The sequence below is a fragment of the Syntrophothermus sp. genome (assembly GCF_013314835.1).
Lineage (GTDB): Bacteria > Bacillota > Syntrophomonadia > Syntrophomonadales > Syntrophothermaceae > Syntrophothermus > Syntrophothermus lipocalidus.
In genome coordinates this window covers 1-26,156 of sequence record NZ_JABUEX010000013.1, presented here as the reverse complement: position 1 = coordinate 26,156, position 26,156 = coordinate 1, and the positions used below count along the sequence as shown (strand labels likewise).

The window sequence follows — 26,156 nt, the reverse complement described above, 5'->3', positions numbered from 1 at the left end:
CCCTGTCAAACCTAACAGGAGCCATTAGCTGCTTAGCCGTTTGAGCCTCTTGCGGCTCAGGTGGGCACCATCACCCCTATTAATTAACATCTAGACTCAAGAGACTCTTGACACCTTCGACTTCGAACCGATTTTCTGCCAGATACAAAAACCGGATAAGTCGGGGCCGTGTGGCTGTCCGGATAAATCAAGTCCTAATCAGGGTACGCAGATGATGCCGTGACCGGTAAAAAGAAACTGACAAAAGTCTCACTCTACAGCGACTCTGCCAACCCTGCCAGTTTCTCTGCCATATCAGCCATCTCCATTACGGAGGCGCTCACCTCCTGAGTAGCCGCCGCCTGTTCCTGGCTTTGGTTAACGCTGTTAGTCGAAGCTTCTCCGGCCTTTGCAGCTCTTTCCTCTATTTTACGCGTTAGCTTCCTGATTTCCTCTGCCGTCTCCTTTGACTGATCAGACAGCTTCCGGATCTCCTCGGCCACCACTCCGAACCCCCGACCGTATTCGCCGGCTCGAGCAGCTTCGATAGCCGCGTTTAACCCCAGCATCTTGGTCTGATCAGCCACGTTGCGAATAAAGTTGAGTATTTCGTTTATGTCCGTGGAAATCGCCTGCACGTCTTTGATTATGTCAGCGAGGTTGCTCTGATTAACGTTTATCTCGCTAGCCAGAGCCGCTATCTCTTCCATTACACTCGCAATCTCTTGCAAATTGCCCCTCAAGGCCGTAGCCGTTTCTTTCAGATTCTTCGCCAGCATCCGCGGCGTGGCAACACCAAACCCGCCTATCACCTCTCGGCTCTCCCTGTCAAATAGAGGTATCCCAATCATACGTATAGTCCCATACTTCTTCGTTTCCACATCTTGTACGACAGTTGAAGCAGTTTTTACGACTTTCCACCCGGCATCCCCTTCTCTAATAGGAGTCCCGACCGACATCTCGTCGATGCCGAATTTTTTGCTCGACATGCTGTGTGTAACCCTTTCTAGATCAGTCACCATTACCTGCGCCCCTTCTACATTGGATTCGATAACAATAGGCGCAAATACATCAAAGGCCCGTATCACGGGATGGACGTTGGGTATCATGACCCCGTAGGATCCGGCAATTTCATCGGAGGCATCATCGTACACGGGGTTCACCCATATTTTGAGAGGCTTCCCATAAACCTTGGCATCAATCGAGCCCTTTACTTCTCTCTTTTCCTTTATGCACTGTTCCACGTATTCGATTCCGGACACCCTATCACCGGGCCTTATCCCGGAAATATCAAGGTCTTTGGCGGCAACGAAATCATACCGCGCAAGGTCAGTGGTGAAGTAAATAGCACCGTCCTCGTAAGTTTGGGCGAAAAACGGTGCTAGCGCCTGGAATGCTTCCTTCTCCCTCCATGCCTTCCCCGTAATCTTACTCCCGGCCTCCTCAATTGTGGCGGTTAGGATGCTGGCAAGCTCTGAGTCTATCACTAAGCAGGCTTTGCTCTTTTTTTCATATACTGTTTGTAGGAGTGTTTCGCTGCCTGTTGTCTCGATTAAGATATTAAGGTCCGGTTGTTTCAAAAATGTTTCTAGATCTCTGTAAACTGGGACTCCCAGCTCTTGAGCGACTTGAACAGCCGGGGCTTCTTCATCGATGTCATAAACGCCTACTAAAGCAAACTGTCTTAGCCCGTTAAAGACTCTGAGCACCGAGCTCGCATTCTCCCCAGCCCCAACGATGCCTACGCCTCTCATCCTCATATGCCACCTCCCATGCGTAAATCTTCACTAATCCTTCGATTCCCAATTAAGGCCCCCCTTGCGTACCATAACCGGGCACAAAAGGGGGGGCTCACTCACAGTCTTGAGCTTCGTTCGGGATAGCATCTAAAGCTCGTCACTGTTGACCATGACCTGCACCTTGTTTGTCTAGCATTCCTTTAAAGCCTCTCTTAGAACCGGGGCTGCCGTTTCAGGGGGAACGAGATTCATGTAAATTCCCGTAGCTATTTCAAAGCCGTGGGCCACCAACAGCCGCGGAGTAAATTCCATGTACCAATGATACCCAGGTTCGTACGGGGAGTTGACAGGAGCCGTGTTAATGACGAAGTTGTAAGAAACATTATCTAAGCCTTTTACTATCGCCAAGCTGACCCTCTTGCAGAGTACAGCCAATCCCTTTTCTTCCTCCTCGTTAACCTGCCCGAAATGCTCCGTATGACGTTTAGGAACAATCCACGTTTCGTAGGCAAACCGCGAAGCGTAAGGACACAGAACTACAAAATGCTCATCCTGGTAGACAATCCGCTCTTCGGCGTCCAGTTCTTGCTTCAACATAGTACATATCAAACATTCTCTATGTTCCTTGTAGTATTGAGTCAAACCAATGTTTTCTTGCGGCGCAAAGGGGAGCCCTATTATCTGGCTGTGACAGTGTCCGAGAGAAGCTCCCGCAAACATGCCACGATTCTTGTAGATTTGTACGTATTTGATGCGTTGATCCTTTGCCAGATCGTTGTAACGCAGCCTAAACATAGCGATAGTCATTTCCATGTTTTTCGTCTCTAGGTCATGAAAATCAATATCGTGTCGCGGGGTTTCGATAACAACTTCATGTTGGCCCAGTCCGTTATACCTGTGGAATACCCCGTCTTTTCTTTCTTCCAGACTGCCCTCCATAGAAAAAGCTGTAAATTTGTTAGGAATGGCGCGAACCAACCACCCGGGACCGTTTGGCTCTGATTGCTCTTGTCTGAAAGCTGCGATTTCAGGCGGAGTTACTTCTTCATTCCCTTCGCAGAACGGGCAGAATCCAGACTGGGGCGAGCTAGCGCTGATTTTCATGACTGGGAAATCCTTGGGTTTCCAGCCTAGAGCCGATGATATGGATACCCAACGGTTTCTTACATAATCCCTTCTCAGCTCGTTCATATGTTGTTCCCCTCCTGGTTCTCTTCACCTGCCAATTCACCCACTCTATAAAACGTCATACGACTCTTCGCAATCAATCTACCCTTCTGATCACGCATATCTCCCTCGCCGACCACGATAGTGTTCCCTTTATGGATTACCCATCCTTCGCAAGTTACAGCATCACCTAACCCTATGGGAGTGAAATAATTAAGATTCATTTCCAAAGTAACCACATCGCAGTCAAGTGTCCAGGCAGCCACTCCTACCACAGTATCGAGTGCGGCGCCGATTAGGCCTCCATGTGCTCTTCGGTGCATATTTGAGAATTCTGGCCCTACGACCATTTGCATACCAGCTTTCCCCGAAGCCAAATACATCAAAGTAAAGCCAAAAGTATTAAAACCACAGATATGACGAAATCTGCTTACTATAGAGTCAAACAACACATCGTCTAAACCCCGGTTTTCAGCCTGTATATCTGACATCTACAGGGACACCTCCTTTACCATCGAAGGTTATGCCTCCATTAGGTGTAGACCATCGCTGCCTCCCGGTGTTTGCATATTTTCTATCTTTCTTCCTCAAATCCAGATCTTATACTGTATGCGCACAACGCCCTTTCTATAGCGAAACCGTTTCCACATTCACCTAATTATCAGGCCATCTCCCTCGTCGTCCATTAAAATATTCGCCAGCCCCTTGTGCTTGATGCTGTTTCTATATCTTGCACACCCTGGTTTCCCACTATCAGCTGAACAGGCCTGTGTTTGCAAATTCCTTAATTTCTTCTGGGGAATAGCCTAGGCTCTGCATTATTTCTATAGTATCGGCTCGATCTCTGGATTTCCCGCAGTGACGGTACTCGGGAAGAGACTCTGAGAACTTGATGGGATTAGCAATCTGTTTAATGGCGATCCCATCGGAACCGGGTACTTCAACCACCATGTTTCGCTCCTTGACCAAGTCGCTGTTAAACACTTCCGATAGAGTCAGCACCGGCACGCAGCAAGCATCAACCGAATCAAATATGGCCCTCCACTCGTCAAGTGTCTTAGTCTTTATTACCTCTCTCACTTCTCCCTTTACCTGGGCACCAGTCTGCATGTTGAGCCCCGCTTCAACTAAATCCGGTCTACCTATAGCCTCCAAGAAAGCTTTAATAAACTGCGGCTCAGCGCCTCCGAAGGCCAAATACCGACCGTCTTTGGTTTCATAATAATCATAAAGACCTCCGCCGTTCGTGAACACTTCTTCTCTCCCGATGTCTTTGCCGTCTACCAAAAATGTAGCTCCCTGCATAGCGTTAAAAGCGACTAATCCATCGGTCATAGATACATCAATGTACTGCCCACGGCCTGTATTTTGCCGGTATATTACAGCCGCCAAAATCCCGATTATAGCGTTGTTTGCTCCAGAAGCAACGTCCCCTATCTGCACACCAAGCACCGGCGGGCCCGAATCCTTTTTGCCCGAGTAGGATGCTATCCCCGAAAGAGCTACATAATTTAGGTCATGCCCTGCTTTGTCTCTCATAGGCCCGGTCTGACCGTAACCGGTCAATGAACAGTATATCAGCCGTTCGTTTACTGCCCTGAGGTTTTTATAGTCAAGCCCGAACTTCTCCATCACTCCCGGGCGAAATTGTTCGATTACGATATCGTAACCAGCGTCAGTTATAAGCTTGTGGATCACTTGCACTGCCCGCTCGTCCTTCAAATTCAAGGTCATAACCTTCTTATTTCTTCCTAACTGACACGATGCAGCTGACAATTTTGTACCCGGAACAAATGGGGGCATTAAATCAACCAGATCAGGTCTCGAACCTGAGACTATTCTGAGCACCTCTGCACCCATGTCGGCCAAGTTCATCGTAGCGTAAGGCCCGGGTAGCAATGTCGTAAAATCAAGGATTTTTAAGCCGCTCAAAGGCCCGGCCATTCTATCGACCCCTTTCTGTCATTCCGTGTATTTTGTCAAACAAAGTCTACCTGAGTTTTAACCCGGACATCCCTTCCACAAAATCCAATGCAAAAAGCGCCGCTCCAAGCGCTCCAACTATCTGGGGATCCTTGGCGACAGTCATCGACACCCCTAACTCCCTTTCTATAGCTCGAACAGCACCGACGTTCTTGGCGACTCCTCCCGTCATCATCACCGGTTCCCGCAGCCCAACCCGGGCAACCAACCCGGCAATCCGGCTAGCGATAGATGCGTGAAGGGCTCCAAGTATATCTTCTTTGCTGTGCCCTTCTGCCACTAACGATATTACTTCCGTTTCCGCAAAAACCGTGCAGATACTGCTTATCGTCAGCTTCTGCCGCGCCTTCAAGGACATCTCCCCAATCGCTTCCAGCGGCACACGAAGAGCACTCGCCATTACCTCCAGAAACCTTCCGGTACCAGCGGCGCACCTGTCATTCATCGCAAAGTGAGTTGGGTTCCCTTCTTCGTCAACGGCTATCACTTTGCTGTCCTGCCCCCCGATGTCGATAACAGTTCTAACCTCCGGAAACAGGTAGTGTGCCCCTTTGGCGTGACAGCTTATCTCGGTTACGGTCTTATCGGCAAAATCATATCTGCGCCGCCCGTAGCCTGTAGCTACCACATAGGCGATATCGCTCATATCCAAACCGGCCGAACTCAATACGTTGTTCACTGCTTCCTTCACTGCCTCTAGGCTAACGATTTCTAGCTGCACCACGCTATGCGCAACAATCTCCCTATCCCGGTTCATTATCACAGCCTTGGCCGTCAAAGAACCGCTATCCACTCCTAGGACATAAGCGCCTTCGCGTACATCATGCCCCTTATCCATATTAATCGCATCCTGGCTACTTTCCATGCTGTTCCTTCCTTCGTTAAAACAAATTTGTCTGCTCGAAGGTCTAATCTTCTTCCGCCACCCGTAAATCTATTTGTTAATCCAGAATTCATCCGGGGCGAGAAGGAACCCCGGACAAATTCATGGATTTAAGGGGGGGTTAGCTAATTGTGTGTTTATTAGTTCCTGCTCTTCTTGGCTTCGAGTGTTTCGAGTAACGCCTCAATACGCGTGTTGACGAGTTCGTCGATGTAGAACGACTCATCAACCATATCGCCTTCGAACATGGTACTGGGTATCCCCATGGTTCGCATCAATTCCTCGGCCATCAAATAATGTGACCGGGCGAAGGAACGGCAAGTTCTAGCTCCGTGGAGAATCACCCCATCGATGGCATATTCCCGGCAGAGCTTCTTCATCCTTTCGATAGTGATAGGATATCCTAGGTTAAGCTGGCATTCCAGGTGATTAATAGCTATCCCTTCGAGGGGATCCTCTGGATCAATCACGTCGGGCTCCTGCCAGAAAGCCATATGAGTATACCGGCCAGCTACCACGCACGCATCGTAATTCGCAAACTTGTTCGCCATCCACCCTAGCTTGTTCCAGTTCATTATTCCTTCCCAGAAGAGCCGGTACTTTTCATTCGGAACCGCCGTTACTCCATTGGCTATCCTTTCCTGAACTTCTTCTTTAACTGCTTGCATACACTCTATTGTCCCCGGCCACGCTGTAAGGTAATTCACTGGAGCGATGAATTGACTCCAATCGAAGAAACTCGCGGGTGAAGGGACGGTCTTACCTGCTAGCTCCATGGCTTCCATGCGGAGCTTTCCAACTTTCTTAGTGACCGCCATCAGTTCACAGAACTTGTCCCAGTTGTATGGACGACCGCTGAGCTCTTCCAACCACCGGATGAGATCCTTGAACTGCCTCACTATATATGCAACCTCGTCCTGGAACTCCTGACCGCTCATGTAGCCGGAGCCGTTGCGCCCCATGTGGTACGGTATAACAACGTTAAACCATGGTATTTTCTTCCCCCATAGCCGTTCAATAGACCAGTCCCACTGTGGTCCGCTGGAACAGCCGGGATAACAAGTAACGATAGCGTCCGGCGGAGGTATCTGAGCTGCGATGGGACCCGCAGGTAGATCCTCAGGAATACCTCTTTCGGCGAACATCACACAGCCCAGCTGGGTTCGGGCATATGAACAGATCTCCCGGTTATATCCCCGTCTCTCAGCATAAATCTGCGGTTCCTTCTCCTCATGCCTGGCGGCAACGCGGGCCCCGTAACCCTCGCCATGTATCCAGGCCATGTCTTGTGCTGCCATGAACGGGCCGATAGGTAGTCCTGTAGTGTAGACCACTAGTTTGCCCGCTTCTTTGGCATGTATCAGGTCTTCCCAGTATTCGTTTACGAGCTTGTTAACCAGCTTGCCCGATTTTACGCGATTAGCCTTCTTCGGTTCTGCCGTACTCATTCGTCTCACTCCCTCCTACCTAGAAGCCTCAGCCTTGCCCTTCTTAAGAGCCTCAATTTCGGCTATCTCCACAAAGGCCTCTATCCTCGTCCTCAGACTTTCCAGTGACACAACTTCATGTTCCACCTCAATTAAGAGATGAGGAATCCCCGCTTCTTCCAATGTTTCTTTGATATCAGGATAGAAGAACATATGCGGTTCACAGTATTTTGCCATCAAGATGATAATCGCACCAGCTCCGTGCTCTTTCGCCGCGTTTACCAAATACTGCTGCCAACTGGTCGTAGGATCAACCCGGGTCGGGCATGGTACCTTGGCGTTCTTTGCAATATAGAAGGATGCAATAGCTTTTAGCGGATCCGTATTTCCATCAATATCGATGTCGGTGTTGATATACCTGTATCCGTGGAAGAGATCGTCATCCACAACTACAGCACCAGTCTGTTCCAGCATGGTTAGTATATCGACTTTGGGAGCCCCACACAGGCTGCCCGATACGAATACACGTAATCCTTCCTGGTCCGCACGGGTTTCCCTGCTGGGCAAGTCTTTCAAAAGCTCCTGCAAAATTGCGTTATGCTCCTCCTTCGGCATAATCATGCTGGTCTTTACTATTGTCACCAAGTCCTTCGCACTCAGGGCCTCAGGATTGGACGCCCTAATTCTGTATATCTCCCTCATAAGGGAACGGTTCCTGTTATAGACACGAATACTTTCCCGAATGGACTCATCCGTGATTTCGTGACCTACGAACTTTTCTAGGTCGCGTTTCAGTTCTTGCAAGCCTTCCTTTATATCAGCCTGTGTCCAAGGCTGGTTACCTACAGGAAACCGGAAGAACATATTGCTGGCTTTGCGAAGAACAACGACCAAGGCCTCCCCTGCCCCGACAACCTGAATGCAGTAGTCACCCGATATGAAGCCATCCAAGAAATCTAAATACCCTTTTGCCGCCTGGTCGATAATACTGCGGCTAAAGCCACAGAAGAAGGGATAATAATAAGCATGTCCCGTCGTTACCGGCTCGTCAATCTCTTGAAGTATGATTGGGAGAGCCCCTGACGCGTGAACCAACTCTTCGGGATAGTGCATCCCGCACAAACCCACTACTTTACCGCCATGCTCCGCCTTCCACTGCTTCGCCTTTTCATAGGCCTGTTCCGCTATCTTTGACAAATTGGAGAGAATTTCGCTAAAACTCATACATTCAAGCACCTCCTTAGATACGGCTGCATCAATATCACTTCCACCTATGGTGTGTATGAGGCAACTCTTAAGTTTTGGCCCTGTAAACCTCTATGCCTTTTACCCTCCGAAGGACAGTCCCCCGTTTACGCTGATAACCTGACCTGTAATTACATCTGTCTCAGGCGAAGCCATGAACAATACGGCCTCAGCTACATCTTCCGCAGTTGGGATACCGAAAGGAGCTCGCTCTACAGCCTTTTGAAAAACATGTTTGGCATCGGTTCCCATCACCGCATCAAAGGCCGGAGTCCCTTGAATCACCGTCAAGCACACTCCATTTACGCGTATATTCCAGCGGCTAAATTCTTTTGCTAACGCCTTTGTCACCAGTATCAAACCTGCCGCAGCCGAACCTATCATCGATTCTCTCGGCGTTGGAGTTCTCCCCGCGTCGCTGGTAACGATCACGATCTTGCCGTAGTTCTGCTCTATCATGTGATCTAACAAAGCCCGGATAGCGTATAAGCGCGCAAACTGCTGTGAATTAAGACAACCTGCATAGTCATGAGGATCGAGGTCTCTGAAGAACTTCGCGTATTTTACAGTAGTAGCCCCGCTGGCAACCAAGATATCTACTTTCCCCATCTCGGCAATCGCCTTATCTGCCATATTCTTAACCGAATCATATTCCCATAGATCACATTCTATTGCCGTGGCTCTCCTGCCCATACCTCTAATGTCTGTTGCCACCCTGGTAGCCCCATCCAGGTTTTTGTCCGCAATAACTATGTCAGCTCCGCTTTGGGCCAGCTTCAGTGCCGACGCCTTTCCAATTCCATCCGCACCACCGGTTACCACTGCGACTTTTCCCTTTAAATCACTCAGCATTAGGCATTCACCTCCCTATGCTTAATTCTAACTCTTTCAACGCCGCCGCCTGTTTCTACTTCTTTAAACCATCTCCAAAGCGACCGCCATCGATACTCCGCCGCCGCCGCACAGGCTTGCTAACCCCAGTGTCTTGCCTCTCTTTTTCATCGCATACAGCAGCGTCACCATAATCCGGCATCCGGTAGCTCCAACCGGGTGCCCCAAACCGATCCCAGATCCATTGACGTTGGTAATCTCGCGATTTAAGCCCAATTCCTGCTCAACGGCGAGATACTGAGCCGCAAATGCTTCATTAATTTCTATGAGTTCAAAATCTTCTAATTTAAGCCCCGATTTTGACAGCAGATTCTTTATAGCCGGAACCGGGCTCAATCCCATGATAGATGGATGGCATCCTCCATAGCCGACCGCTTTAATTCTGGCAATTGGTTTCATCCCTAATTCTCTAGCCTTATCAGCCGACATTATTACCATAGCTGCGGCTCCGTCATTCATCCCGGAAGCATTGCCTGCCGTTACTTTTCCGATCTTGGGGACAAAAGCCGGCGGTAAAGCCGCAAGTTGTTCCATAGTAACGCCTGGTCTAAAATGCTCATCCTTGTCAAATACTAAGGGAGCCTTCCCCTTTTTCTGTGGGATTTCAACTGGAACAATCTCCTCTCGAAACGATCCATCCTTTGTGGCGCGCTCTGCGTTGTTATGGCTCCGCAGGGCAACTTCATCCATCGCTTCGCGACTGATATTGCAGTATTGGGCTAATAACTCCGCCGTGTAACCCATAATATAAGGCTTACCTCGACCCGCCTCCAGAATAGGACCTTCCTTGACCGGACCGTTTTCTGGCCCTGGCAAAAACTTTGACCCGCCGTATAACCCGTGAATCAGGTTATCGACAAAAACCGAATCCTGAAGGCGACAGCCCCACCTGGCATTTAGAACGCTAAACGGGACACCTGACATGTGCTCCACCCCACCGGCCAAAACCACATCGACAAGGCCTGCCTGGATCATGGCCATACCCGATACAACCGCTTCCATTCCCGACACACAAACCCTGTTTATCGTCACCGCAGTCGATGTCTCAGCAGGTACTCCTGCTAACAGCGCTGCGACACGAGCTACGTTATTGCTGTCAGGATGTTCAAACGCACAACCAAAGCGCACATCATTAATTAGCCCCGGATCTATCCCTGCCCTCTCGATTGCTCCCCGCATGGCTACCTTCGCCAGGGTCGGAGCATTTAGGTCCTTCAACGAACCCCCAAAGGTTCCTATAGCTGTCCGGCAGGCGGACACTATGACCACGTCTTTCATCTTATTCCTCCTTTCGTTCGGGCTACGCTAACCGCTTACTTCATCGCCACCTCGCCGCAGTTTACGCGGCGAGATGGACACTGTTCACAGCTATACTCTTTCCAGAACATGGATGCACATTGCCGCTTCCTCAATTCCTATGCTGCCTCCGCCATTCTGTGCTAAGGCGATTCTCGCACCTTCTACCTGTCTGGGCCCTGCTTCTCCCCGAAGCTGAGTCACAAGCTCGTGAATTTGGGCAAGTCCAGAAGCGCCGATTGGATGTCCTCTACCCTCCAGGCCACCGCTAGTATTGATAGGCCTGTCTCCACCTAGCTTAGTAGCGCCAGATTCTGCATACGGCCCCCCTTCCCCAGGCGGACAAAATCCCATACACTCACATTGGTGCAGTTCTCCATAGGCGGTAGCGTCATGCAGTTCTGCGGTGTCAATGTCTTCAGGACCAACTCCGGCTGCATTATACGCAAGCTTACCAACCCGCTCGCCGATATCTTCTCCGTCGTAATCTCGGTCCGAGCCTTGAACCAAAACCGATGCCCGGATTCTAACCGCTCTTCCCTTTCCATGTTTCTTTAAGAAGTTCTCGGAACAAACGATTGCAGCGGCTGCGCCATCTCCTACCGGGGCACACATCGCCCGAGTCAACGGGTAAATGACGGGAACGTCGTTCATTACTTCTTCAACTGACATCACGTTCTGATATTGTGCATATGGATTGAGCGAAGCGTGGAAATGGTTCTTGGATGCCACAACTGCCAAGTGCCTTTGGGTCGTCCCATACTTGTTCATGTGCCACCTTGCCATCATTCCGTAAATGTCCATGAAGACGCTACGCTGTGCATTTTCGTCTTCGGGCGGCAGCTCTATCGTAAGGTTTCGACCATATCCCATTAGACCATTGAGAGTACCTTCGATATTAGTCACGTCCATACAAGCAGAATAAGACTGGAGAGACTTGGCTTTGTCTGAACTCGTCAGTTTCTCCGAACCCACAGCGATAGCCACATCAACCATACCTGCCCTCACCGCCGTATAGGCAAGGTGAAGCGCTGAAGAAGCCCCCGCACATGCGTTCTCAACGTTGACTACCGGGATTTTATCGATGCCCATGCCTCTGAAAACTACCTGTCCCCGAATGGAGTGTTGCCCGTCAAACAAGCCCCAAAACGAGTTTGAAAAATAGCCTGCCTGCAGGTCTTTTTTATCAATGCCAGCGTCTTCTAGTGCGTTGATTATGACTTTTTCTGCCATGGAACGTACGGTTTCATTCTTGTGTTTGCCGAAACGAAGTATTCCTACCCCAATGATATAAACGTCTTGCATTTTGCTTGTACCTCCTTTTCTTACAAAAGTTGGGCATTACGATGACCAATTCAAAAGGCATATCTTAGCCGTTCACAGTTATTCTTATACGGTTTAAGCTAGATATTGCATATCTCCCCTCCCTGTGACAGTCTAGCGTGTACTACTACAAAACATCTTCAGATATCGGTCATGCAATAAATGTGCCAACCTAGTCGGAGTTGAATATCTAGTTTGAACCGTCGGAATTCAGACATGGATGTGCTGCGAGAAGCCCTGTTTTGGGAACGGGATCAGGTTACGACAAGGCATTGGATGACCAAAGAGCGGAGAATTCTTTACCATCATAAGCGAAATAGTTTCGTTTTCGAAACGCAAGGTCACAAGATCGAAACTGGGATCCTTTACCATTGCGTTATCATAGGTATTTGCATGCGAAAAAGCGGGGAACGCACTATTATGAAAATGCGGGTATACGCGGACTACTAGTAATAGAGTCTGAACAGTGTCGTCCTTGCTGAAACCGAGTATTTCTCTCTTCGTTCTGTAAAAGAGTTCTTGTTTTGACTTATCATGAATCATTGCATTTGTGGCAGCCCTTGTCCTACTGTCCTTCCCTAGGGCTGAACTTTTTTACAAGTTGTTAAACCATCTGAGGCAGGTAGAAAATGCCAATATTAACAACGGAAAGCGGTTAGCGTCATTGGGTTACGCGTTTCATGGGTCATACCTTAAGCCAATCGCCAAAATAAAGCGCTGGCGGTATCATAGCCGATTGTTGGCTAATGGCTGAAAAGGAGGGGGAAGTATCCTCATATAAAGCCAGGTAACTGAACCGCCAGCGTCAATAAACGCTCACCTATTAAATTGCCTTGACTAGCCTTATTTCCCAGAACTCATGTAGAGCTTGGTTCTGAGACTGTCCATCAGTTCTCCTCTCAAATCGGGATGAGCAATGGATATCAATTCCAGTGCTCGTTCCCTTCTACTCTTATACTTAAGCTTGGCAATCCCGTATTCGGTGATAACATAATTGGTGAAAGTCCGGGGTACACTCACCGGCGTACCCGGCGGTAATTCCGGAACAATGCTGGAAACCAGTCTGCCGTCAGGCATGGTACGAGCAGCGCTTAACATGTTGATGCCTTTTCCGCCTTCCGACCAATAGGCTCCGATCAAGAAGTCTAACTGGCCTCCGACACCGCTAACCATGGTATGACCTATCCCTTCGCACGTGCTCTGCCCGGTGAGGTCTATCATTAGAGAAGTATTCATAGCCACCATATTGGGGTGTTGGGAAATAAACCTTGGATCATTGGTGTACGAAGCCGGGTAAAGCTGACAACTAGGGTTTTCGCTGATATAATCATATAAGGCCTGGTCGCCGAGTACAAATGACGCTATACTGATTCCCTTGAATAAAGGCTTGCGAGAATTGTTGACTATACCGGCTTCGACCAGCTGCGGAAGAGCCAGTGGTAACATCTCGGTCAAGATGCCGAGATCTCGTTTGCCCCTCAATCCGGCGGCCACGGCCTCGGATATACCTCCCAGTCCCATCTGGACCGTATCCCCGTCGTTTATCAGTTCCAGCACGTATTCTCCTATGCGCTGTTCAACTTCGCTTGGTTCTCCTCGTTTAAAAGTCGGTATTGGGGCCGACCGTTCGATGATGTAATCGAACTCCGAGATGTGCATCCAGTTGTCGCCGAAGACGATCGGCATCTGGTCGTTGACCTCGGCTATGACGGTGCGCAACTGTCCCCTTTTTCTTCCCAGCCTTATGCTTTCTGCTGTGTAGAAACAAGTCGGACCTAGGTTCACGTACCCCTGTTTGTTAGGTTTGCTCACCATTAGGGCAAATACAGTAACCCTCTCTCCGTACTTATCCCCCGCGTCCATCGTGGTAGCTGGCCAGAAATCAGAGAGTTGGGCCTGGTACATTTTCCTCACAGTAGCTATAGCAAAAATAGGAGTGTGCGTGATCCTACCCTCCAACTGAGCCATGAATTTGGGGTCATACAGTTTGGAAGGATAAACTTGAATCGAATCCGTAATCTTCACGTTTTCCAGTTCGTCATGGCGATCTAGGATCGCGTCCAACATCTTATCGGAACAGGATCCCGTCCCTAAGGCAGTTCCTACTACGTCACCCGATTTCACAACCTTGGCAGCCTCTTCGTAAGTTGTAAGCTTTCTTTTGTAATCTTCCTGCCAATTCATGTTCCTAGACTACCTCCCTTGCCTTATCTCCCTCTGAATTCAGGAGCTGCTTTTTGCCTCGTAAACACCGCGATGCCTTCCTTGTAATCCTCAGTAAGAGAAGTTGTCATGACCCCGTGGCGCTCGGCTTCGAGCTGGCACTCCAGGAACGGTAGCATACTCTTGTTTATCAAAGCCTTGGACATCCCAAATGCCTTGGTAGGCCCGTTGGCTAACTGCCGGGCTATTTTCAAGGTCTCCTGTTCGAGCTCTTCCAGTGCAACCACCTTGTTAACAAAGCCCCAGGCTAAAGCCTTATCTGCCGTTATAACCTCGTCCAGGAATATCATTTCACTAACCCGGCCGAAACCCACGAGGAGCGGTATCATCTGAGTAAAACCGGCGTCCTGGCTTATCCCCACGCTGGTATATGCCTGCTTGAAAACCACTTTACTGTGGCAAATCCGCAGGTCACAAGCCGCGGCAAAACTCATCCCCACCCCGGCGCATATTCCGTTAATGCTAGCGATGATGGGTTTGGGAAGTTTTCTCATGTCAGATATCACCCTGGCCAAAGGAACCGTGAAATCCCGGAAAAACGCTTGTAAATCCCCATTGCCGTATTTGCTAGCTTCAGCGATGTCTCCCCCGAGGCAAAAGGCTTTTCCTGCCCCGGTAAGGATTACGGCCCGAACGCTCTCGTCGTAGCAGTCTTGAAACGCGGCAACCATTCCGTTGACCATATCGCCATTCAAGGCGTTCATAGCCTGGGGCCGGTTAAGCGTTATTGTACAGATGCCGTCTTCTTTTTTCCACACTACAGCTTCATTCGCCATGGAAAATCCCTCCTGTGATAATACTTGGTCTCCCTCCACGGCCGGTTACATCCGTTCCAGCCGTATAAAACCCCCTGACAGCCCGTACCTCTTTTCGCAAGTGACCGTTATCTCACCCCCTACCTCAAAGCCTGCAAAAATTCTGGCAAAGCCTTTTTGATATCGGTAACGAGTACGTAGTCAGCCATCTGGTTCATGTAAGCATTCTCGTCTTTGTTGACTGAGACTATCACCTTGGCTTCCCTTATTCCGACCGTAAACTGAACCTGGCCCGATACCCCCAGAATCAACGCCAATTCCGGTTGACATGTCTTTCCCGAGAGTCCTATCACCCTATCTTCCGAAAGCCATTTCTTATCCGTCGCGACGGGTTTGGAACAGCCGATTTCGGCCCCCAAAACGCTGGCCAGCTCTTCTACGAGCGGCAGGTCCTCCTTGTTTTCTACTCCTTGTCCCACCACCACCAGGGTCTTGGCCTTCCTAATATCCGTGCTCTCAGCATCTTTGGGTCTGGTCTCTATCATCCGTACAGTGGCCTTTGTCCCAGTTATTTCAAGTTCGTTCACTATCCCGCTGTCCGAAACCTTCTCCGCGCATGGAAAAGCCCCGGGTGCAAACGCAACCACTTTCAGAGAACTAGTTATAGTCTGCACCGCCACCGTAGCCCCCCCCAGGGCATTTCGCACCAGACCTACCTCCTGTCCCGCAGTCTCCACTGCTTTAACGTCGGTCAAACAGCCGGCATCGAGCTTTGCCGCCAGTCTACCTGCCAGTTCCTTACCTCTGCGATCCGAGGACAGTACGATTGTATCGCTCTCCAATACCTTCGACACTCGAGCGATAACAGAGGCTAAGGCGGCAGTATCAGCAATCGCAACCCCTTCAGCCTTAATCGACCACACGTTGACTCCTGTCGATGCCAGTTCTTCAGCTTGAGCGCGGTTGTTGATACTTATCGCCTTGATTTCATCACCGAGACCTGCCCGGCACAAGGCTCGAGCCGCCTCTATCAGTTCCAAGGCCAACTCGGTACTTTGACTGTATACGAGTGTACCTGCCATGCTATGCCCTCCCCAACAGGCCCTCGGCCCGCAGTTTTTGTACAAGTTCGTTGGCGCTCCCGACTTGTATCTTCTTGCGCTCGATTTCGGGAGCGAGATTGCTCAGGGTAGTCACCTTCGGTGTCGGAGCGGCGCCTAGCAGCTCCTGAGCGGACATAACTTTTCTCGGTTTTTTCCCCGCTTTCAGTATCTGGGTTACTGAAGGTATGCGCGGCTGGTTTAGGTCAGCCACAACCGTCAATACTGCAGGCAGAGTTACCTCCAATACTTCCTGCCCGTCTTCCAACGAGCGCGTAACCAGTACCTTGCCTTCGGCCACTTCTATCCTTTCCACATACCCTACCTGCGGCAGGTCGAGGAGTTCCGCTACTCTAGAACCCACCTGCGAGGAATAATTGTCCCCGCTACCTTCGCCGAACAACACTAGGTCTGGCGAGCCGAGCTGTTTGATGGCCTCGGCTAATAGCCCGGCACTGATTGAGCTCTCCATGTCTTCGCGTTCATCATAGATTATGAGATATGCTTGGTCTGCTCCGACAGCCAGAGCCTCCTTAACCGTATCTTCAAGCCCTTCTTTGCCTGCTGCCACCACGGTGACGCTGCCTCCGACCTGTTCTCTTATCAGAACCCCGGCCTCCAAGGCGTTTCGATCTATATTGCCGAAAGTTAGAGGTACGTCCTCCAAAATCGGCCTTCTGTTTTTTATCCTTACCTGCTGTAAGTCAGGTATCTGCTTCATCGCAACCACAATGTTCATCCTTTTACCTCCCTCTTAAACTCAACTGTCCTGTTCCCATTGAAACCAGCCTTTAACCGAACCGGAATTGAACTCCAGCCCCCCCTTCCGGGTACTCCCAGTCAAGCAGCTCCCGTCCACATGCTATGAGGCAGGTTCCACACTCCAGGCAGCCATCAGAGCTGAGGGTTACCTCTCCCTTAGAGTTTTGGCTGTACAGACCCGCTGGACAAACCAATACTGCCTTTCCCAATCGCGGATCCTTTTCTTTTCCCTCCTTAATCCGGATATGAAACTTGCTACTCTCCTTGAATACGTTAAGCCCAAGTTTACCCTTCAGTCCCGGGGTTGAGCTCATATCTTCCTCATCCTCCTGACATCGCCCAGAATCTTGCAAGCCTCTCTTACCCCTAGATAACGGCGAATAGTACTGTATAACCTATCTTTCGGACCTGGCGGGACCTGGTACAAGTCCTTTAATATGTTTCCTAGCAGTTCGGGGTAGTACTGAAAGAACCGGTGATTGTCGATCACAGACAAGGCGTCACGAAAGTTCCTGAAATCCTTGAGCACAAACGAATCCTCCAGTAACCGCTGGTACTGGCTGAGCGTAGCCCGACTGTAGTCTCCCTTTTCGCGGGCTCGCAACACGGTCTCAGCCGCGTAGTAACCGCTGGCCATGGCGTATTCCATTCCTCTTACGGTCACTCCAATATTTAAAGCGAATCCTGCCGCATCTCCTGCTACCAGAATGCCATCTCCGTACAGGGAGTTAAGGGCGTCAAACCCGCCTTCTGGTATGACGTGAGCCGAGTACTCTACCGTTTCTCCTCCCTTGACGAGACGGGCGACCTCCGGTCTTTCTTTGAACCGCTCCAGCAAGTCCGGTGCGGTAAGCTCCATTTGGTTTTCCGACAGGGCTTCGATGCTTATTACCAAGCCCAGGCTGATGCTCTCCAGGTTGGTATAAAGAAAACCTCCTCCAAACATTCCAGCGGTAACGTCACCCATGAAGAGCCTTGCTGTTCCTTCATCCCCTTCTAGGTTGAAGCGGTTTTCTATGGTCGCTGTGCCCATTTCTATTACTTCTTTAATACCTACTGCATAATGCCGGGGTCGAATATCCTTTCTCAAACCGGCCTTTTCGGCGACGAGAGACAACACCCCGTCACAAGCTATGACCACGTTGGCTCGCAGTTCTTCTCCACCTGCCCTTACGCCCTTTACTGCTCCGTTTTCCAGGATCACGTCATCCACCCTACTCTTGGTCACCAACATGGCTCCCTTTTGCTCCGCCTGCCGGGCCAACCACCGGTCAAACTTGGCCCTAAGGACGCTGTAGCTCTGGTAGGGGGGCTCTCCCAGTTCGCTCCCATCATACCTCAAGGTAATGGAGCGGCTTGGGGCAAAGAGGCTGACTTCCTCGTGCGCAATATACCGTTCGAAAGGCGCATTCTTTAAAAGCTGTGGGAAAAGCTCTCGTATCGGATTTAAGTAGATGCGACCGCCGGTCACGTTCTTGGCTCCGCAATAGTCTCCGCGCTCCAAGACCAAAACTTCTACACCTCGGTCGGCCAGGGTGTAGGCGGCGGCTAACCCGGCAAGACCCCCACCTACCACGATCACCTCAAATCCCTCGTTTGCTTCCTGGTTCGGCATCAACTCTTAACCCCTTTTCTCAACTAAGTATGTCTTCCTTCATTATTTGAACAGGATACTTCCGGCCACGATTATCTTTTGCATATCGATAACGCCCTCAATCTGCGGACCCATCACGGCATCGCGATAAAGTCGGGATATTTTGTAGTCTGTCATCAGCCCGTACGAACCGTGTATGTCCAGGGCAATTCGGGTCGCAGAAAAAGCGTTCTCGGCAACAATAACCTTGGCCATGGCTGCCTCGCGGGCAAAGTCCGCGTAGTCCTTGGTTTGGTTAGCCAGGTAACCCAGCCGGTAGGCCACCCAACGAGAAGCTTCGTACTTCATGGCTATATCGGCTATCCTTAACTGTATGGTCTGAAACTTGGCTATAGGTTCTCCCCGATGGGTTTTTTCTTTGGCGTATTTTACCGCTTCCTCGTATGCAGCGAGCAGCGTCCCCAAGGCAATCGCATTCATGCCAATTTTTCCGAAAGCGATACCATACTGGAGTATCGGGTAGCCGTAGCCGCGTTCCCCCAGCATGTTTTCCGCAGGAACCCGAACGTTTTTCAGGTAAATATCGACCAGGTTCCCTCCGTGCCAGCCGAGTTTTTCCCAAGGCTTGGATACACTGTACCCTTCACAGAACTTCTCTACTATAAAAGCGGTTATTTTGCCGTTTTCCTGGTCGCGGGCAAAAAGCACCATGGGGCCGGGACAAGTTCCGTTAGAAATGAATCTTTTGGTTCCGTTGATAACAAAGTGGTTTCCGTCCCTTACCGCGGTGGTTGTGATCTGCTTGGGATCCGATCCGGTGCCGGGCTCGGTAAAAGCAAACGAAGCTATGTGCTCCCCGCGGCAACACTTTGGCATGTATCTTTGCTTCTGTTCTTCAGTCCCGAAATTATTGATAGCCCCCAGCCCCAGGGTGTGCGCCGAAATAATCATAGCTGGACCGCACGAAATCCTGGCAATTTGTTCCAAGGCCATAACATAAGTGTCGTACCCTGCTCCCGCACCCCCGTATGCTTCAGGCATAGGCATCCCGAAAAGGTCGAGTTCAGCTAACCCTTCGATGACCTCTTTGGGTACCGCATTTTCACTCTCAATCCGCTCTACCAAAGGCTGAATGTACTGTTCGGCGTAGTCCCTGGCCATCTTTTGAATCAGTAGTTGTTCCTTGGTAAGAGTAAAGTCCATAAAGCCTCCTCCTTCTTCAGTTTGTCGGGGAATATGAGTGGTGATTACGCATGGTCCCGTCCCGGCACCTCCTGGTGCCGGGATTGCCAGAGACCACGCCTAGTTTTATCCGGGCTAACTGAGCAAAACCCTGCCCGCTTTGCCTCACACTAGATGCCGAAGATTTCTTCCGGAACCTCGATACACGTCGCGTCGGCGTTCTTGGCCACTTCCAGGAAAGCTCCAATTTCCGGAATGATATTCTGGACAAAGAACCGGGCTGATGCCACCTTCCCGAGATAGAAATGATAATCGTAGTGGTCTGAACCTAGTTCGTCAATCTTTTTCTGGGCAATCAGAGCCATCTCCAGGAGGAGTTTGCCGGCCCAGAGCTTGCCGGTAGCGTGCAAGAGCCTGGTTGCATACAGCTGGGCCATTCCGGGAGTGGCAAAGAGTTTCTGCAGGACTTTCAGTAGTTCGTTGTACTTGTTCCAGCCATCGATGTAGACCTCAAACTCTTTTTCAAACCCCGGAGCCTTCTTGTTAGCTTCGATAAAGTCTTGGATGTGTTTGAGCCAAGCCGCAAAGACCTGCCCCTTCTTCATGGTCATCTTCCGACCGACCAGGTCCAACGCCTGGATGTAGTTGGTTCCTTCCCAGATGGGATATATCCTGGCGTCCCGGTAAATTTCGGCAATGGGATATTCTTCAGAAAAACCGTAACCTCCATAGCACTGCAAGGCTTCAGATATGCACTGTAAAGCCACGTCAGAACAATAGGCTTTCACGATGGGAGTGTTTACCTCTAAGAAGACCTTGGCCTGCTGGACCAGGTCCGGGTCGGAGCTGTACTTCTCGATGTCCACCCAGTAATAGGTCTGGATAGCCATAGCCCGGAAGGCTTCGATATGAGCTTTCTGGAACATCAGCATCCTTTTTACGTCTTCGTGTTTGATAATGGCACACCGTCCGGCTTTCGGATTGGTAGTAGCACGACCTTGTATCCGTTCCTGACAATACTTCACCGCGTTGTGATAGGCCGAGGCTGCTAGGGCACACCCTGAAAGACCGGACATTAAACGCTCCTCGTTCATCATCCGGAACATCTGGGCCATACCCTGTCCGCTACCGTCTTCGCCTGGAGGATCACCCAAGAGGAACCCCTTGCATTTGCCTTCCTCACCGAAGTTGAGTACGCAAGTGGGTGAGCCCCGGTGCCCTAACTTGTGCTCGATGCCAACGCAAGTAATGTCGTTCCATTCTCCCGGATTCCCGTCAGCATTCGGCAGGTACTTCGGTACCACAAACAACGACAAACCCCGGGTTCCTGGGGCAGCCCCTTCGATGCGGGCCAAGACTAGATGAACGATGTTTTCCGTTACATCCTGCTCGCCACCACTGATAAAGCATTTGGTACCTTTGATCAAATAAACGCCCGGCTCATCGGTAGGTATCGCCCGAGTCGTGGCATCCCCGACGTCAGAGCCGGCCTGGGGTTCAGTAAGAACCATGGTTCCTGCCCATTGCCCGCTGTACATCTTAGGCAGGTGAATTCGCTTTAGCTCTTCGCTACCGAAGTCACGGATAAGACCGGCAGCCCCTGAATTAGCCAGCCAAAGGGTTTGGATAGATGGATTGGCCGCGATAAAGTACTCGTTCAAGGTCCAAACTACGGCCTGGGGTAGAGCCGACTCGTCATCCGGATCCACGTTAGTAGCTGCAAACCCGTTGTTAACGATGAAGTAGTAGGCATCCTTGGTTGACTGGGGGGTAATGACTTTACCGTTCTCGAACTTGCACCCTATTTCGTCCGAATCTTTACAGGACGGCGCAACCATCTCTTTGGCACCTTTAAGGGCATTTTCCAGGATAAAATCCAAATCGTCTACCGTGTAGGTGTCCTTGAAGCGCTCGGTCTCAAACACTTTGTTCATGTCCAACCATTCTTTGAGAATAAACTTCTGGTCCCTGGTGGTGTTCATGAATGTTGACGGCATCTCTGTTCTTTCCTCCTTTTTCCTTCTGTTGACCAATTCAGACTCTCGTTGACCCGATGGTGCACAAAAATTCCTCGGTTGCTGCTAAACAACGAGAACGCCCCGAAGGTATGTGGTGATTTTACCCGAGAGGACTAAAACCGTTACTCTGCTTACAATAGCGAACATTCTCGGAGCAGCAAGCGACTACCCTTCACTAGTGTTCCGGGGCCCCACCTCCTCTTACTACCCCCTGCTCTTAACAGCCCATGCATTAATATCCACATTATTCACTGTTTATTAAATTAAGTTTTATCGTCCGCTTTGCCGTAGCCTATCATCCACGCTATTTCTAACGCGCGTTTTTACTTTTATTATAGGCCCGTGAGTTTATGTATAGAGTTATTTCTTTGTATGTGATCTATTTCTGTCTTAATAAATATCACCTGGTCTGCAACTTGTCAACGGTTATTTTAAAAATAAAAACTTGACAATTATGCTAATAACAGATTTAAATATAAAGGACTACTATCGCAGTGCTGGCTAAACAGGGGTAGAGTTCTCCATAGTTCTTGTCATTTTAGCAGTATTCATCTGCACAATTCCCAGAACAAGAAGATTACGTGGAGGTAACTGAGTTATGTTAGATTTTACTAATTTTCTATGTTTTCGTATAAACGCCTTGTCGCGAAGAATAAGCCGCCTTTATAACAACAGGTGTCTGGAGCACGGGGTCACAGCGTCGCAGTCTTTTGTCATTTTTGATGTTATGGATCATGAAGGAACCAGCGTCAAAGACATTGCCGAAAGGATTCAACTTGACAGTCCTGCGGTCACCGGGTTGATTGACAGGTTGGTTAAGGAAGACTTGATTGAAAGGAAAGAAGATCCTCAGGACAGAAGAAGTTTGAAGATATACCTAACTCCTAAAGGGCGCGAACTAGCTGAGACCAAACTGGTGCCGATGGCCAACGAGTTCAATGAGTATATAAGAGATACGGTAGACCCTAACATCGTAGACATCTTTCGTCACTCACTCGACTTGATGGATACACGTCTTAGAAACGCCTAAGTCGAAAACCGATTCCCTAACCGACATCATTCTATATCCCCCATCAGGAGGCTGGCTATGAATTGGGCTGCGAGGATGTCCTCCTGTGAGTTACGGCTGGCGGCCACAATCGCTATGCCTCGGTGGTCAGCTAGGTGTTTACGGGCTCGCCGTACCGCAGTTAGAGCCGGCTGGATTCCTTTCTGGGTCAAGGTGCGGGCTACAGTGCCGGTAATAACGGTAGCCTGTTCTTGAAATGCGGCATCGAAAGCGACTCCACCGGTATCGGTAACAGCGACCACCACCCGGTTTTCCATGCTTACCAGTTTGGGAGTTTCAGCTCCCATGTTGGGCACCACCGCCTCCACCTTACCGCCTGCGGCATAGATTCCAGCCAAAAGCTTCTGGCATCGCGATAATCTCTCTTGTTCTGATCCCACTCTCGGTTCCGCCACTATTACTATCCCTGTGCCAACCTCTGTAGCCTTTCTAGCCGCTTCCTGACCGATCAGATCAGGCGAAACTGGAACCGGAACCCGAACGTTGTCCGGGCTAGCTCCCAGTACCAAAGCAGCCCCCGCATCCAGTGCACTTTCCAGGGTAGTGGACATGTCTATCACATCTACGATCATGACTACAAGTCCTTCCCGCGCCGCCTGCTGCGCGCCGCTAGCATCGGTGGTAACACTAATCTTTTTGTACCTTACCATATTTGCCTCCACCTCCAGGCACAAAAGAAAGTTTCCCTCGTCTCATGCGGCCGATAACAGTCGCCGTCTCGGCCCCAGCCACCTGCTTGATCTCATCCAGATCAGCATTCTCTATGACATGTATCTCGTTCTCAAAGTGTTCTACCAGTTTTTCTACAGTCCGAGGCCCGACCCCCGGCAGCATGGCCAAGGGAACCCGGTAATGGTAAGGGACTGTCTCAGAACTTTTTGGGTTTTCGACCCTGTCCCGTATCTGGCAGATGCGATCCCAAACCCCGAGAACCATCTTCCTGTTGCCGCAGCGGTCGCAAACCGTCACCGGCGCTTCGCCCGTCGCGATAGCACTGCATAGTGGGCAGAAACTGCGGTGATACTTGCCTAACATCGGATGCATCCCGTAGTTCGCCAAAACCTGTCTTCCTTTCTCGCCGCGAACAGCCCTCCGCACTTCGGCAAAGCTGGGGTTTTCCATCAACAGGCAGTTATACTCCCTACCCAAACTGGCTAAAGAATGGGCATCCGAATTTGACAGAAAGCAAAAAGCATTGGTTTCACTTATCATGTGAGCCATTTTGCTATCGGCAGAGAGCCCGAGTTCCAAAGCTTCTACTTTCCCAACGTCATCCCCCAGCCCCACTGCTAACCGTTCAATCCAGCACCCGTACGCCCCTTTGTGCGGGGTAAAAGCGTGGGCCGGGCAAAACACGCCGCCGAGTTCCACAGTTGCTCGCAACAGTTCTTTGGCCGTGACCCGGGCTTTGGGTGTAGAAAGGTTCAAATTGGATACGCGAGATTTTAGAAAGACTCGGAATTCTTTCACCGCAGTCAGGTCGGGCAAATAAGAGAGAAAATGGGCCCCCTCCACGGTCTCCACTTCGGCTCCCAACAACAGAAGAAGACCACTACCGCTTGCAAGCCCTCCATCCGCTGCGGGTAGGAGAGCCCCTGATTCCAGCATGGTCTCTAATTCTTGCATTACCAGAGGACTAGCCGCATCGACTATGCCTACGACATCCAGCCCTTTGCGCCTGGCCCCCCACAATATCAGGTTACTCAAGGTAAGCTGGCTGGAAGCCGTCACTTTTACCGGTCTTTCGCCCGCCCGCCCTATATGAACGTGCAAATCCGCATAGTATTTTCTCATCATACAACCTTCTACATTTCTCAAACTAATAGCGATGGTATCTTCAGAGCCGGTTACCTTCTTGTCACCGGTTGTCTCTCTCTCAACCGACCTTTAGTTTAGGCTACCGGTTGAAGAGTTGGATAAGAAAACTTTCGTGATATGATAAGATAATAAGTGAGGTGAGTTTTGTGAATACATGCAAGAACTTTTTAATCAAACTGATCGATGAAATTCCAGAGAATCAAGTGCAGGAAGTCATCGATTTTATCCTTTTTCTAAAGAACAAGAAGGATAATCAAATATTTAAGGATTTGACATTAGCCAGTGAGAGTAGCACAGGTTTTTGGGATAATGACATTGACGATGCGGTATGGAACGATGTATAAGCAAGGCGACATTTTATTGATCCCTATACCCTTTAGTGATCTGACTTCCAATAAGAAGCGCCCTGTTATTGTTTTGTCCAACGATGACTACAACAGCAAGACCGAGGACGTCGTGGTTGCCGCCATTACTTCGAATGTGACTACAAAAGATTACATCGTAATGCTGACCAACAACGACCTTGAGGAAGGGACGTTGAAGGTAGATTCGTGCATAAGAGTGGACAAAATCTATACCTTGTCGCAAGGCATCGTTATCCGTAAGTTCGGTGTTGTAAAAAAGTACGTCATAGAGGCTGTTAGAAAAAAGCTCTACGAGTTAATATAGAACTGCCTCGGACTTTCAATGTTTCAGCCATCCTGGCCGTGTGACCGGCTGTGTTTTTTCACTACTCCTGATGGCCTACAAATACTATCCTTGGTCTTTAGAAACCGGTCTCTTAAGACCGTTCAGTACCAAGTGCTGAATAGCGACGATGCTCTTTCCGTCTCTTATGGTACCGTCCAGCACCTTGTCATACGCCTCATCTAGGGGCATTTTCACCACTTCCAGGAACTCATCGCTTTCGGGAGCGGCTGCATGCTGTTCCACATCCCTCGCTACGTAAACGTGTACGACTTCGCTAGTAAAGCCGGGAGTCGAATAATATCTAAAAACCCGTGTCCAGTCCCGGGCAACTAGGCCCGTTTCTTCCAGCAACTCCCGGCGAGCGCATTCCAGGGGATCTTCTCCCGGTTCCAGCTTCCCCGCCGGGATCTCCAACAACACCTCTTCTACCGGCTTGCGAAACTGCCTGACCAGGTACACCGCTCCTTCAGAATCAACCGCCACCACCGCTACCGCCCCGTTATGCTCCACAATCTCCCGCGTTGACTGCTTCCCATCAGGCAGAAGCACCGTATCCACCCGTACTGACATTATTTTCCCTGCAAAAACCTTATCGCTGTGCAGGGTCTTTTCCACAAAATCCACTTCGAAACCCCCTTAAATCACACTATTCTTTCTTTTTTACCCGCATAAACACTCCTCAAGGCAATAACAATACTAACGGAGGTGTTCTCATGATAACAGTGAGCCTGAAAAACGGTTTTATACTTGTGGGAAAGGTCAAACATTTAAAGCAAATCTTGTCTAAGCTACCCCCGGACATGAAACTTCTCGATTACGCACGACTCTCCCTGCATTGAAAGACATCCCCAAACACCCATGTGATCTAAGGCATTACGTGCAGAAGGGTCTGTCAAGTTATTTGTGTAAACCCCATTTAGTAACTAAATCATAGGTAGGGCTCGACTCTTTCCTTGAACAGGATTATCAGTTGGGATAGAATCAATCCCCAGTTCTTAATCGAAACAGTCCA

The 26,156-nt window shown here is 49.9% G+C and carries 24 protein-coding genes and 1 riboswitch; of the genes, 3 read left to right on the top strand and 21 right to left on the bottom strand.

Annotated features, from left to right (window positions below; translation table 11 throughout):
* Positions 1–8: 8 nt before the first annotated feature.
* Positions 9–84: riboswitch (Fluoride riboswitch) on the bottom strand.
* A gap of 170 nt (positions 85–254) precedes the next feature.
* The 18 genes from HPY90_RS05955 to HPY90_RS05870 form a co-directional block, all read right to left on the bottom strand.
* Positions 255–1,739, bottom strand: a complete 1,485-nt coding sequence (locus HPY90_RS05955; RefSeq protein ID WP_287192332.1) for a methyl-accepting chemotaxis protein — start codon at positions 1,737–1,739, stop codon at positions 255–257.
* A 168-nt stretch (positions 1,740–1,907) separates the two neighbouring features.
* Positions 1,908–2,909: a galactose-1-phosphate uridylyltransferase gene (locus tag HPY90_RS05950; RefSeq protein ID WP_287192329.1), complete on the bottom strand. Its 1,002-nt coding sequence runs from the start codon at positions 2,907–2,909 to the stop codon at positions 1,908–1,910.
* The gene (locus HPY90_RS05945) at positions 2,906–3,376 is read right to left on the bottom strand and encodes a PaaI family thioesterase (RefSeq protein ID WP_287192325.1); all 471 of its coding nucleotides are present in this window, start codon (positions 3,374–3,376) and stop codon (positions 2,906–2,908) included. The genes HPY90_RS05950 and HPY90_RS05945 overlap by 4 nt, the downstream gene beginning before the upstream one ends.
* Before the next feature lie 262 nt (positions 3,377–3,638).
* The gene (locus HPY90_RS05940) at positions 3,639–4,829 is read right to left on the bottom strand and encodes a CaiB/BaiF CoA transferase family protein (protein WP_287192322.1); all 1,191 of its coding nucleotides are present in this window, start codon (positions 4,827–4,829) and stop codon (positions 3,639–3,641) included.
* A 46-nt stretch (positions 4,830–4,875) separates the two neighbouring features.
* Entirely contained in the window at positions 4,876–5,733 is an 858-nt protein-coding gene (locus tag HPY90_RS05935; protein WP_287192320.1) for an acyl-CoA dehydratase activase, read from the bottom strand.
* A gap of 158 nt (positions 5,734–5,891) precedes the next feature.
* Entirely contained in the window at positions 5,892–7,199 is a 1,308-nt protein-coding gene (locus HPY90_RS05930) for a 2-hydroxyacyl-CoA dehydratase subunit D (RefSeq protein ID WP_013174654.1), read from the bottom strand.
* A gap of 15 nt (positions 7,200–7,214) precedes the next feature.
* Positions 7,215–8,402, bottom strand: coding sequence for a 2-hydroxyacyl-CoA dehydratase subunit D (locus HPY90_RS05925; protein WP_287192316.1), 1,188 nt, complete (start codon positions 8,400–8,402; stop codon positions 7,215–7,217).
* A gap of 102 nt (positions 8,403–8,504) precedes the next feature.
* The gene (locus HPY90_RS05920) at positions 8,505–9,275 is read right to left on the bottom strand and encodes an SDR family NAD(P)-dependent oxidoreductase (protein ID WP_273698654.1); all 771 of its coding nucleotides are present in this window, start codon (positions 9,273–9,275) and stop codon (positions 8,505–8,507) included.
* A gap of 63 nt (positions 9,276–9,338) precedes the next feature.
* Complete coding sequence (locus HPY90_RS05915; protein WP_013174651.1) at positions 9,339–10,592, bottom strand: thiolase family protein; 1,254 nt, start codon at positions 10,590–10,592, stop codon at positions 9,339–9,341.
* 90 nt (positions 10,593–10,682) lie between these two features.
* Positions 10,683–11,915, bottom strand: coding sequence for a thiolase family protein (locus HPY90_RS05910; RefSeq protein ID WP_013174650.1), 1,233 nt, complete (start codon positions 11,913–11,915; stop codon positions 10,683–10,685).
* Between the two features lie 861 nt (positions 11,916–12,776).
* Positions 12,777–14,117 carry an acetyl-CoA hydrolase/transferase family protein gene (locus HPY90_RS05905; RefSeq protein WP_287192307.1) on the bottom strand — a complete coding sequence of 447 codons (1,341 nt, stop codon included), beginning with the start codon at positions 14,115–14,117 and terminating at the stop codon, positions 12,777–12,779.
* Between the two features lie 23 nt (positions 14,118–14,140).
* Positions 14,141–14,932 carry an enoyl-CoA hydratase/isomerase family protein gene (locus HPY90_RS05900; RefSeq protein WP_287192305.1) on the bottom strand — a complete coding sequence of 264 codons (792 nt, stop codon included), beginning with the start codon at positions 14,930–14,932 and terminating at the stop codon, positions 14,141–14,143.
* A 119-nt stretch (positions 14,933–15,051) separates the two neighbouring features.
* Complete coding sequence (locus HPY90_RS05895; protein WP_287192302.1) at positions 15,052–15,993, bottom strand: electron transfer flavoprotein subunit alpha/FixB family protein; 942 nt, start codon at positions 15,991–15,993, stop codon at positions 15,052–15,054.
* Between the two features lies 1 nt (position 15,994).
* Positions 15,995–16,750, bottom strand: coding sequence for an electron transfer flavoprotein subunit beta/FixA family protein (locus tag HPY90_RS05890; RefSeq protein ID WP_287192299.1), 756 nt, complete (start codon positions 16,748–16,750; stop codon positions 15,995–15,997).
* Positions 16,751–16,802: 52 nt separating this feature from the next.
* The gene (locus tag HPY90_RS05885; protein ID WP_287192296.1) at positions 16,803–17,087 is read right to left on the bottom strand and encodes a ferredoxin family protein; all 285 of its coding nucleotides are present in this window, start codon (positions 17,085–17,087) and stop codon (positions 16,803–16,805) included.
* Positions 17,084–18,388, bottom strand: coding sequence for an FAD-dependent oxidoreductase (locus HPY90_RS05880; RefSeq protein ID WP_287192293.1), 1,305 nt, complete (start codon positions 18,386–18,388; stop codon positions 17,084–17,086). Before HPY90_RS05880 ends, HPY90_RS05885 begins: the two co-directional genes overlap by 4 nt.
* A gap of 42 nt (positions 18,389–18,430) precedes the next feature.
* A complete protein-coding gene (locus HPY90_RS05875) occupies positions 18,431–19,570 on the bottom strand; it encodes an acyl-CoA dehydrogenase family protein (RefSeq protein ID WP_287192290.1) in 1,140 nt (379 codons plus the stop codon).
* A gap of 149 nt (positions 19,571–19,719) precedes the next feature.
* Positions 19,720–21,546: an acyl-CoA dehydrogenase family protein gene (locus HPY90_RS05870; RefSeq protein WP_287192287.1), complete on the bottom strand. Its 1,827-nt coding sequence runs from the start codon at positions 21,544–21,546 to the stop codon at positions 19,720–19,722.
* Between the two features lie 619 nt (positions 21,547–22,165).
* On the opposite strand from HPY90_RS05870, the gene HPY90_RS05865 reads away from it, so the two are divergent.
* Positions 22,166–22,597, top strand: a complete 432-nt coding sequence (locus HPY90_RS05865; protein WP_013174640.1) for a MarR family winged helix-turn-helix transcriptional regulator — start codon at positions 22,166–22,168, stop codon at positions 22,595–22,597.
* Positions 22,598–22,623: 26 nt separating this feature from the next.
* Here HPY90_RS05865 and HPY90_RS05860 read toward each other — a convergent pair whose 3' ends face one another.
* Together HPY90_RS05860 and HPY90_RS05855 are read right to left on the bottom strand one after the other, a co-directional pair.
* A complete protein-coding gene (locus HPY90_RS05860; RefSeq protein WP_287192283.1) occupies positions 22,624–23,286 on the bottom strand; it encodes a hypothetical protein in 663 nt (220 codons plus the stop codon).
* On the bottom strand, positions 23,264–24,430 hold the full coding sequence (locus HPY90_RS05855) for an endonuclease Q family protein (RefSeq protein ID WP_287192259.1): 1,167 nt from the start codon (positions 24,428–24,430) through the stop codon (positions 23,264–23,266). The genes HPY90_RS05860 and HPY90_RS05855 overlap by 23 nt, the downstream gene beginning before the upstream one ends.
* A gap of 170 nt (positions 24,431–24,600) precedes the next feature.
* Here HPY90_RS05855 and HPY90_RS05850 point away from each other — a divergent pair, with 170 nt between their 5' ends.
* Both HPY90_RS05850 and HPY90_RS05845 read left to right on the top strand, forming a co-directional pair.
* Positions 24,601–24,798, top strand: a complete 198-nt coding sequence (locus tag HPY90_RS05850; protein ID WP_287192258.1) for a DUF2281 domain-containing protein — start codon at positions 24,601–24,603, stop codon at positions 24,796–24,798.
* Positions 24,791–25,123, top strand: a complete 333-nt coding sequence (locus HPY90_RS05845; RefSeq protein WP_287192256.1) for a type II toxin-antitoxin system PemK/MazF family toxin — start codon at positions 24,791–24,793, stop codon at positions 25,121–25,123. Before HPY90_RS05850 ends, HPY90_RS05845 begins: the two co-directional genes overlap by 8 nt.
* A gap of 84 nt (positions 25,124–25,207) precedes the next feature.
* On the opposite strand, the gene HPY90_RS05840 is transcribed toward HPY90_RS05845, so the two are convergent.
* On the bottom strand, positions 25,208–25,768 hold the full coding sequence (locus tag HPY90_RS05840) for an NUDIX hydrolase (protein WP_287192254.1): 561 nt from the start codon (positions 25,766–25,768) through the stop codon (positions 25,208–25,210).
* Positions 25,769–26,156 lie beyond the last annotated feature (388 nt).

Coding starts and splice junctions, on each gene's coding strand:
- HPY90_RS05865 (WP_013174640.1), top strand. CDS start 22,166: ATGTTAGATTTTACTAATTTTCTATGTTTTCGTATAAACGCCTTGTCG.
- HPY90_RS05900 (WP_287192305.1), bottom strand. CDS start 14,932: ATGGCGAATGAAGCTGTAGTGTGGAAAAAAGAAGACGGCATCTGTACA.
- HPY90_RS05950 (WP_287192329.1), bottom strand. CDS start 2,909: ATGAACGAGCTGAGAAGGGATTATGTAAGAAACCGTTGGGTATCCATA.
- HPY90_RS05855 (WP_287192259.1), bottom strand. CDS start 24,430: ATGAGAAAATACTATGCGGATTTGCACGTTCATATAGGGCGGGCGGGC.
- HPY90_RS05905 (WP_287192307.1), bottom strand. CDS start 14,117: ATGAATTGGCAGGAAGATTACAAAAGAAAGCTTACAACTTACGAAGAG.
- HPY90_RS05860 (WP_287192283.1), bottom strand. CDS start 23,286: ATGGTAAGGTACAAAAAGATTAGTGTTACCACCGATGCTAGCGGCGCG.
- HPY90_RS05925 (WP_287192316.1), bottom strand. CDS start 8,402: ATGAGTTTTAGCGAAATTCTCTCCAATTTGTCAAAGATAGCGGAACAG.
- HPY90_RS05895 (WP_287192302.1), bottom strand. CDS start 15,993: ATGGCAGGTACACTCGTATACAGTCAAAGTACCGAGTTGGCCTTGGAA.
- HPY90_RS05890 (WP_287192299.1), bottom strand. CDS start 16,750: ATGAACATTGTGGTTGCGATGAAGCAGATACCTGACTTACAGCAGGTA.
- HPY90_RS05940 (WP_287192322.1), bottom strand. CDS start 4,829: ATGGCCGGGCCTTTGAGCGGCTTAAAAATCCTTGATTTTACGACATTG.
- HPY90_RS05870 (WP_287192287.1), bottom strand. CDS start 21,546: ATGCCGTCAACATTCATGAACACCACCAGGGACCAGAAGTTTATTCTC.
- HPY90_RS05945 (WP_287192325.1), bottom strand. CDS start 3,376: ATGTCAGATATACAGGCTGAAAACCGGGGTTTAGACGATGTGTTGTTT.
- HPY90_RS05885 (WP_287192296.1), bottom strand. CDS start 17,087: ATGAGCTCAACCCCGGGACTGAAGGGTAAACTTGGGCTTAACGTATTC.
- HPY90_RS05875 (WP_287192290.1), bottom strand. CDS start 19,570: ATGGACTTTACTCTTACCAAGGAACAACTACTGATTCAAAAGATGGCC.
- HPY90_RS05845 (WP_287192256.1), top strand. CDS start 24,791: ATGTATAAGCAAGGCGACATTTTATTGATCCCTATACCCTTTAGTGAT.
- HPY90_RS05880 (WP_287192293.1), bottom strand. CDS start 18,388: ATGCCGAACCAGGAAGCAAACGAGGGATTTGAGGTGATCGTGGTAGGT.
- HPY90_RS05930 (WP_013174654.1), bottom strand. CDS start 7,199: ATGAGTACGGCAGAACCGAAGAAGGCTAATCGCGTAAAATCGGGCAAG.
- HPY90_RS05920 (WP_273698654.1), bottom strand. CDS start 9,275: ATGCTGAGTGATTTAAAGGGAAAAGTCGCAGTGGTAACCGGTGGTGCG.
- HPY90_RS05935 (WP_287192320.1), bottom strand. CDS start 5,733: ATGGAAAGTAGCCAGGATGCGATTAATATGGATAAGGGGCATGATGTA.
- HPY90_RS05910 (WP_013174650.1), bottom strand. CDS start 11,915: ATGCAAGACGTTTATATCATTGGGGTAGGAATACTTCGTTTCGGCAAA.
- HPY90_RS05955 (WP_287192332.1), bottom strand. CDS start 1,739: ATGAGGATGAGAGGCGTAGGCATCGTTGGGGCTGGGGAGAATGCGAGC.
- HPY90_RS05915 (WP_013174651.1), bottom strand. CDS start 10,592: ATGAAAGACGTGGTCATAGTGTCCGCCTGCCGGACAGCTATAGGAACC.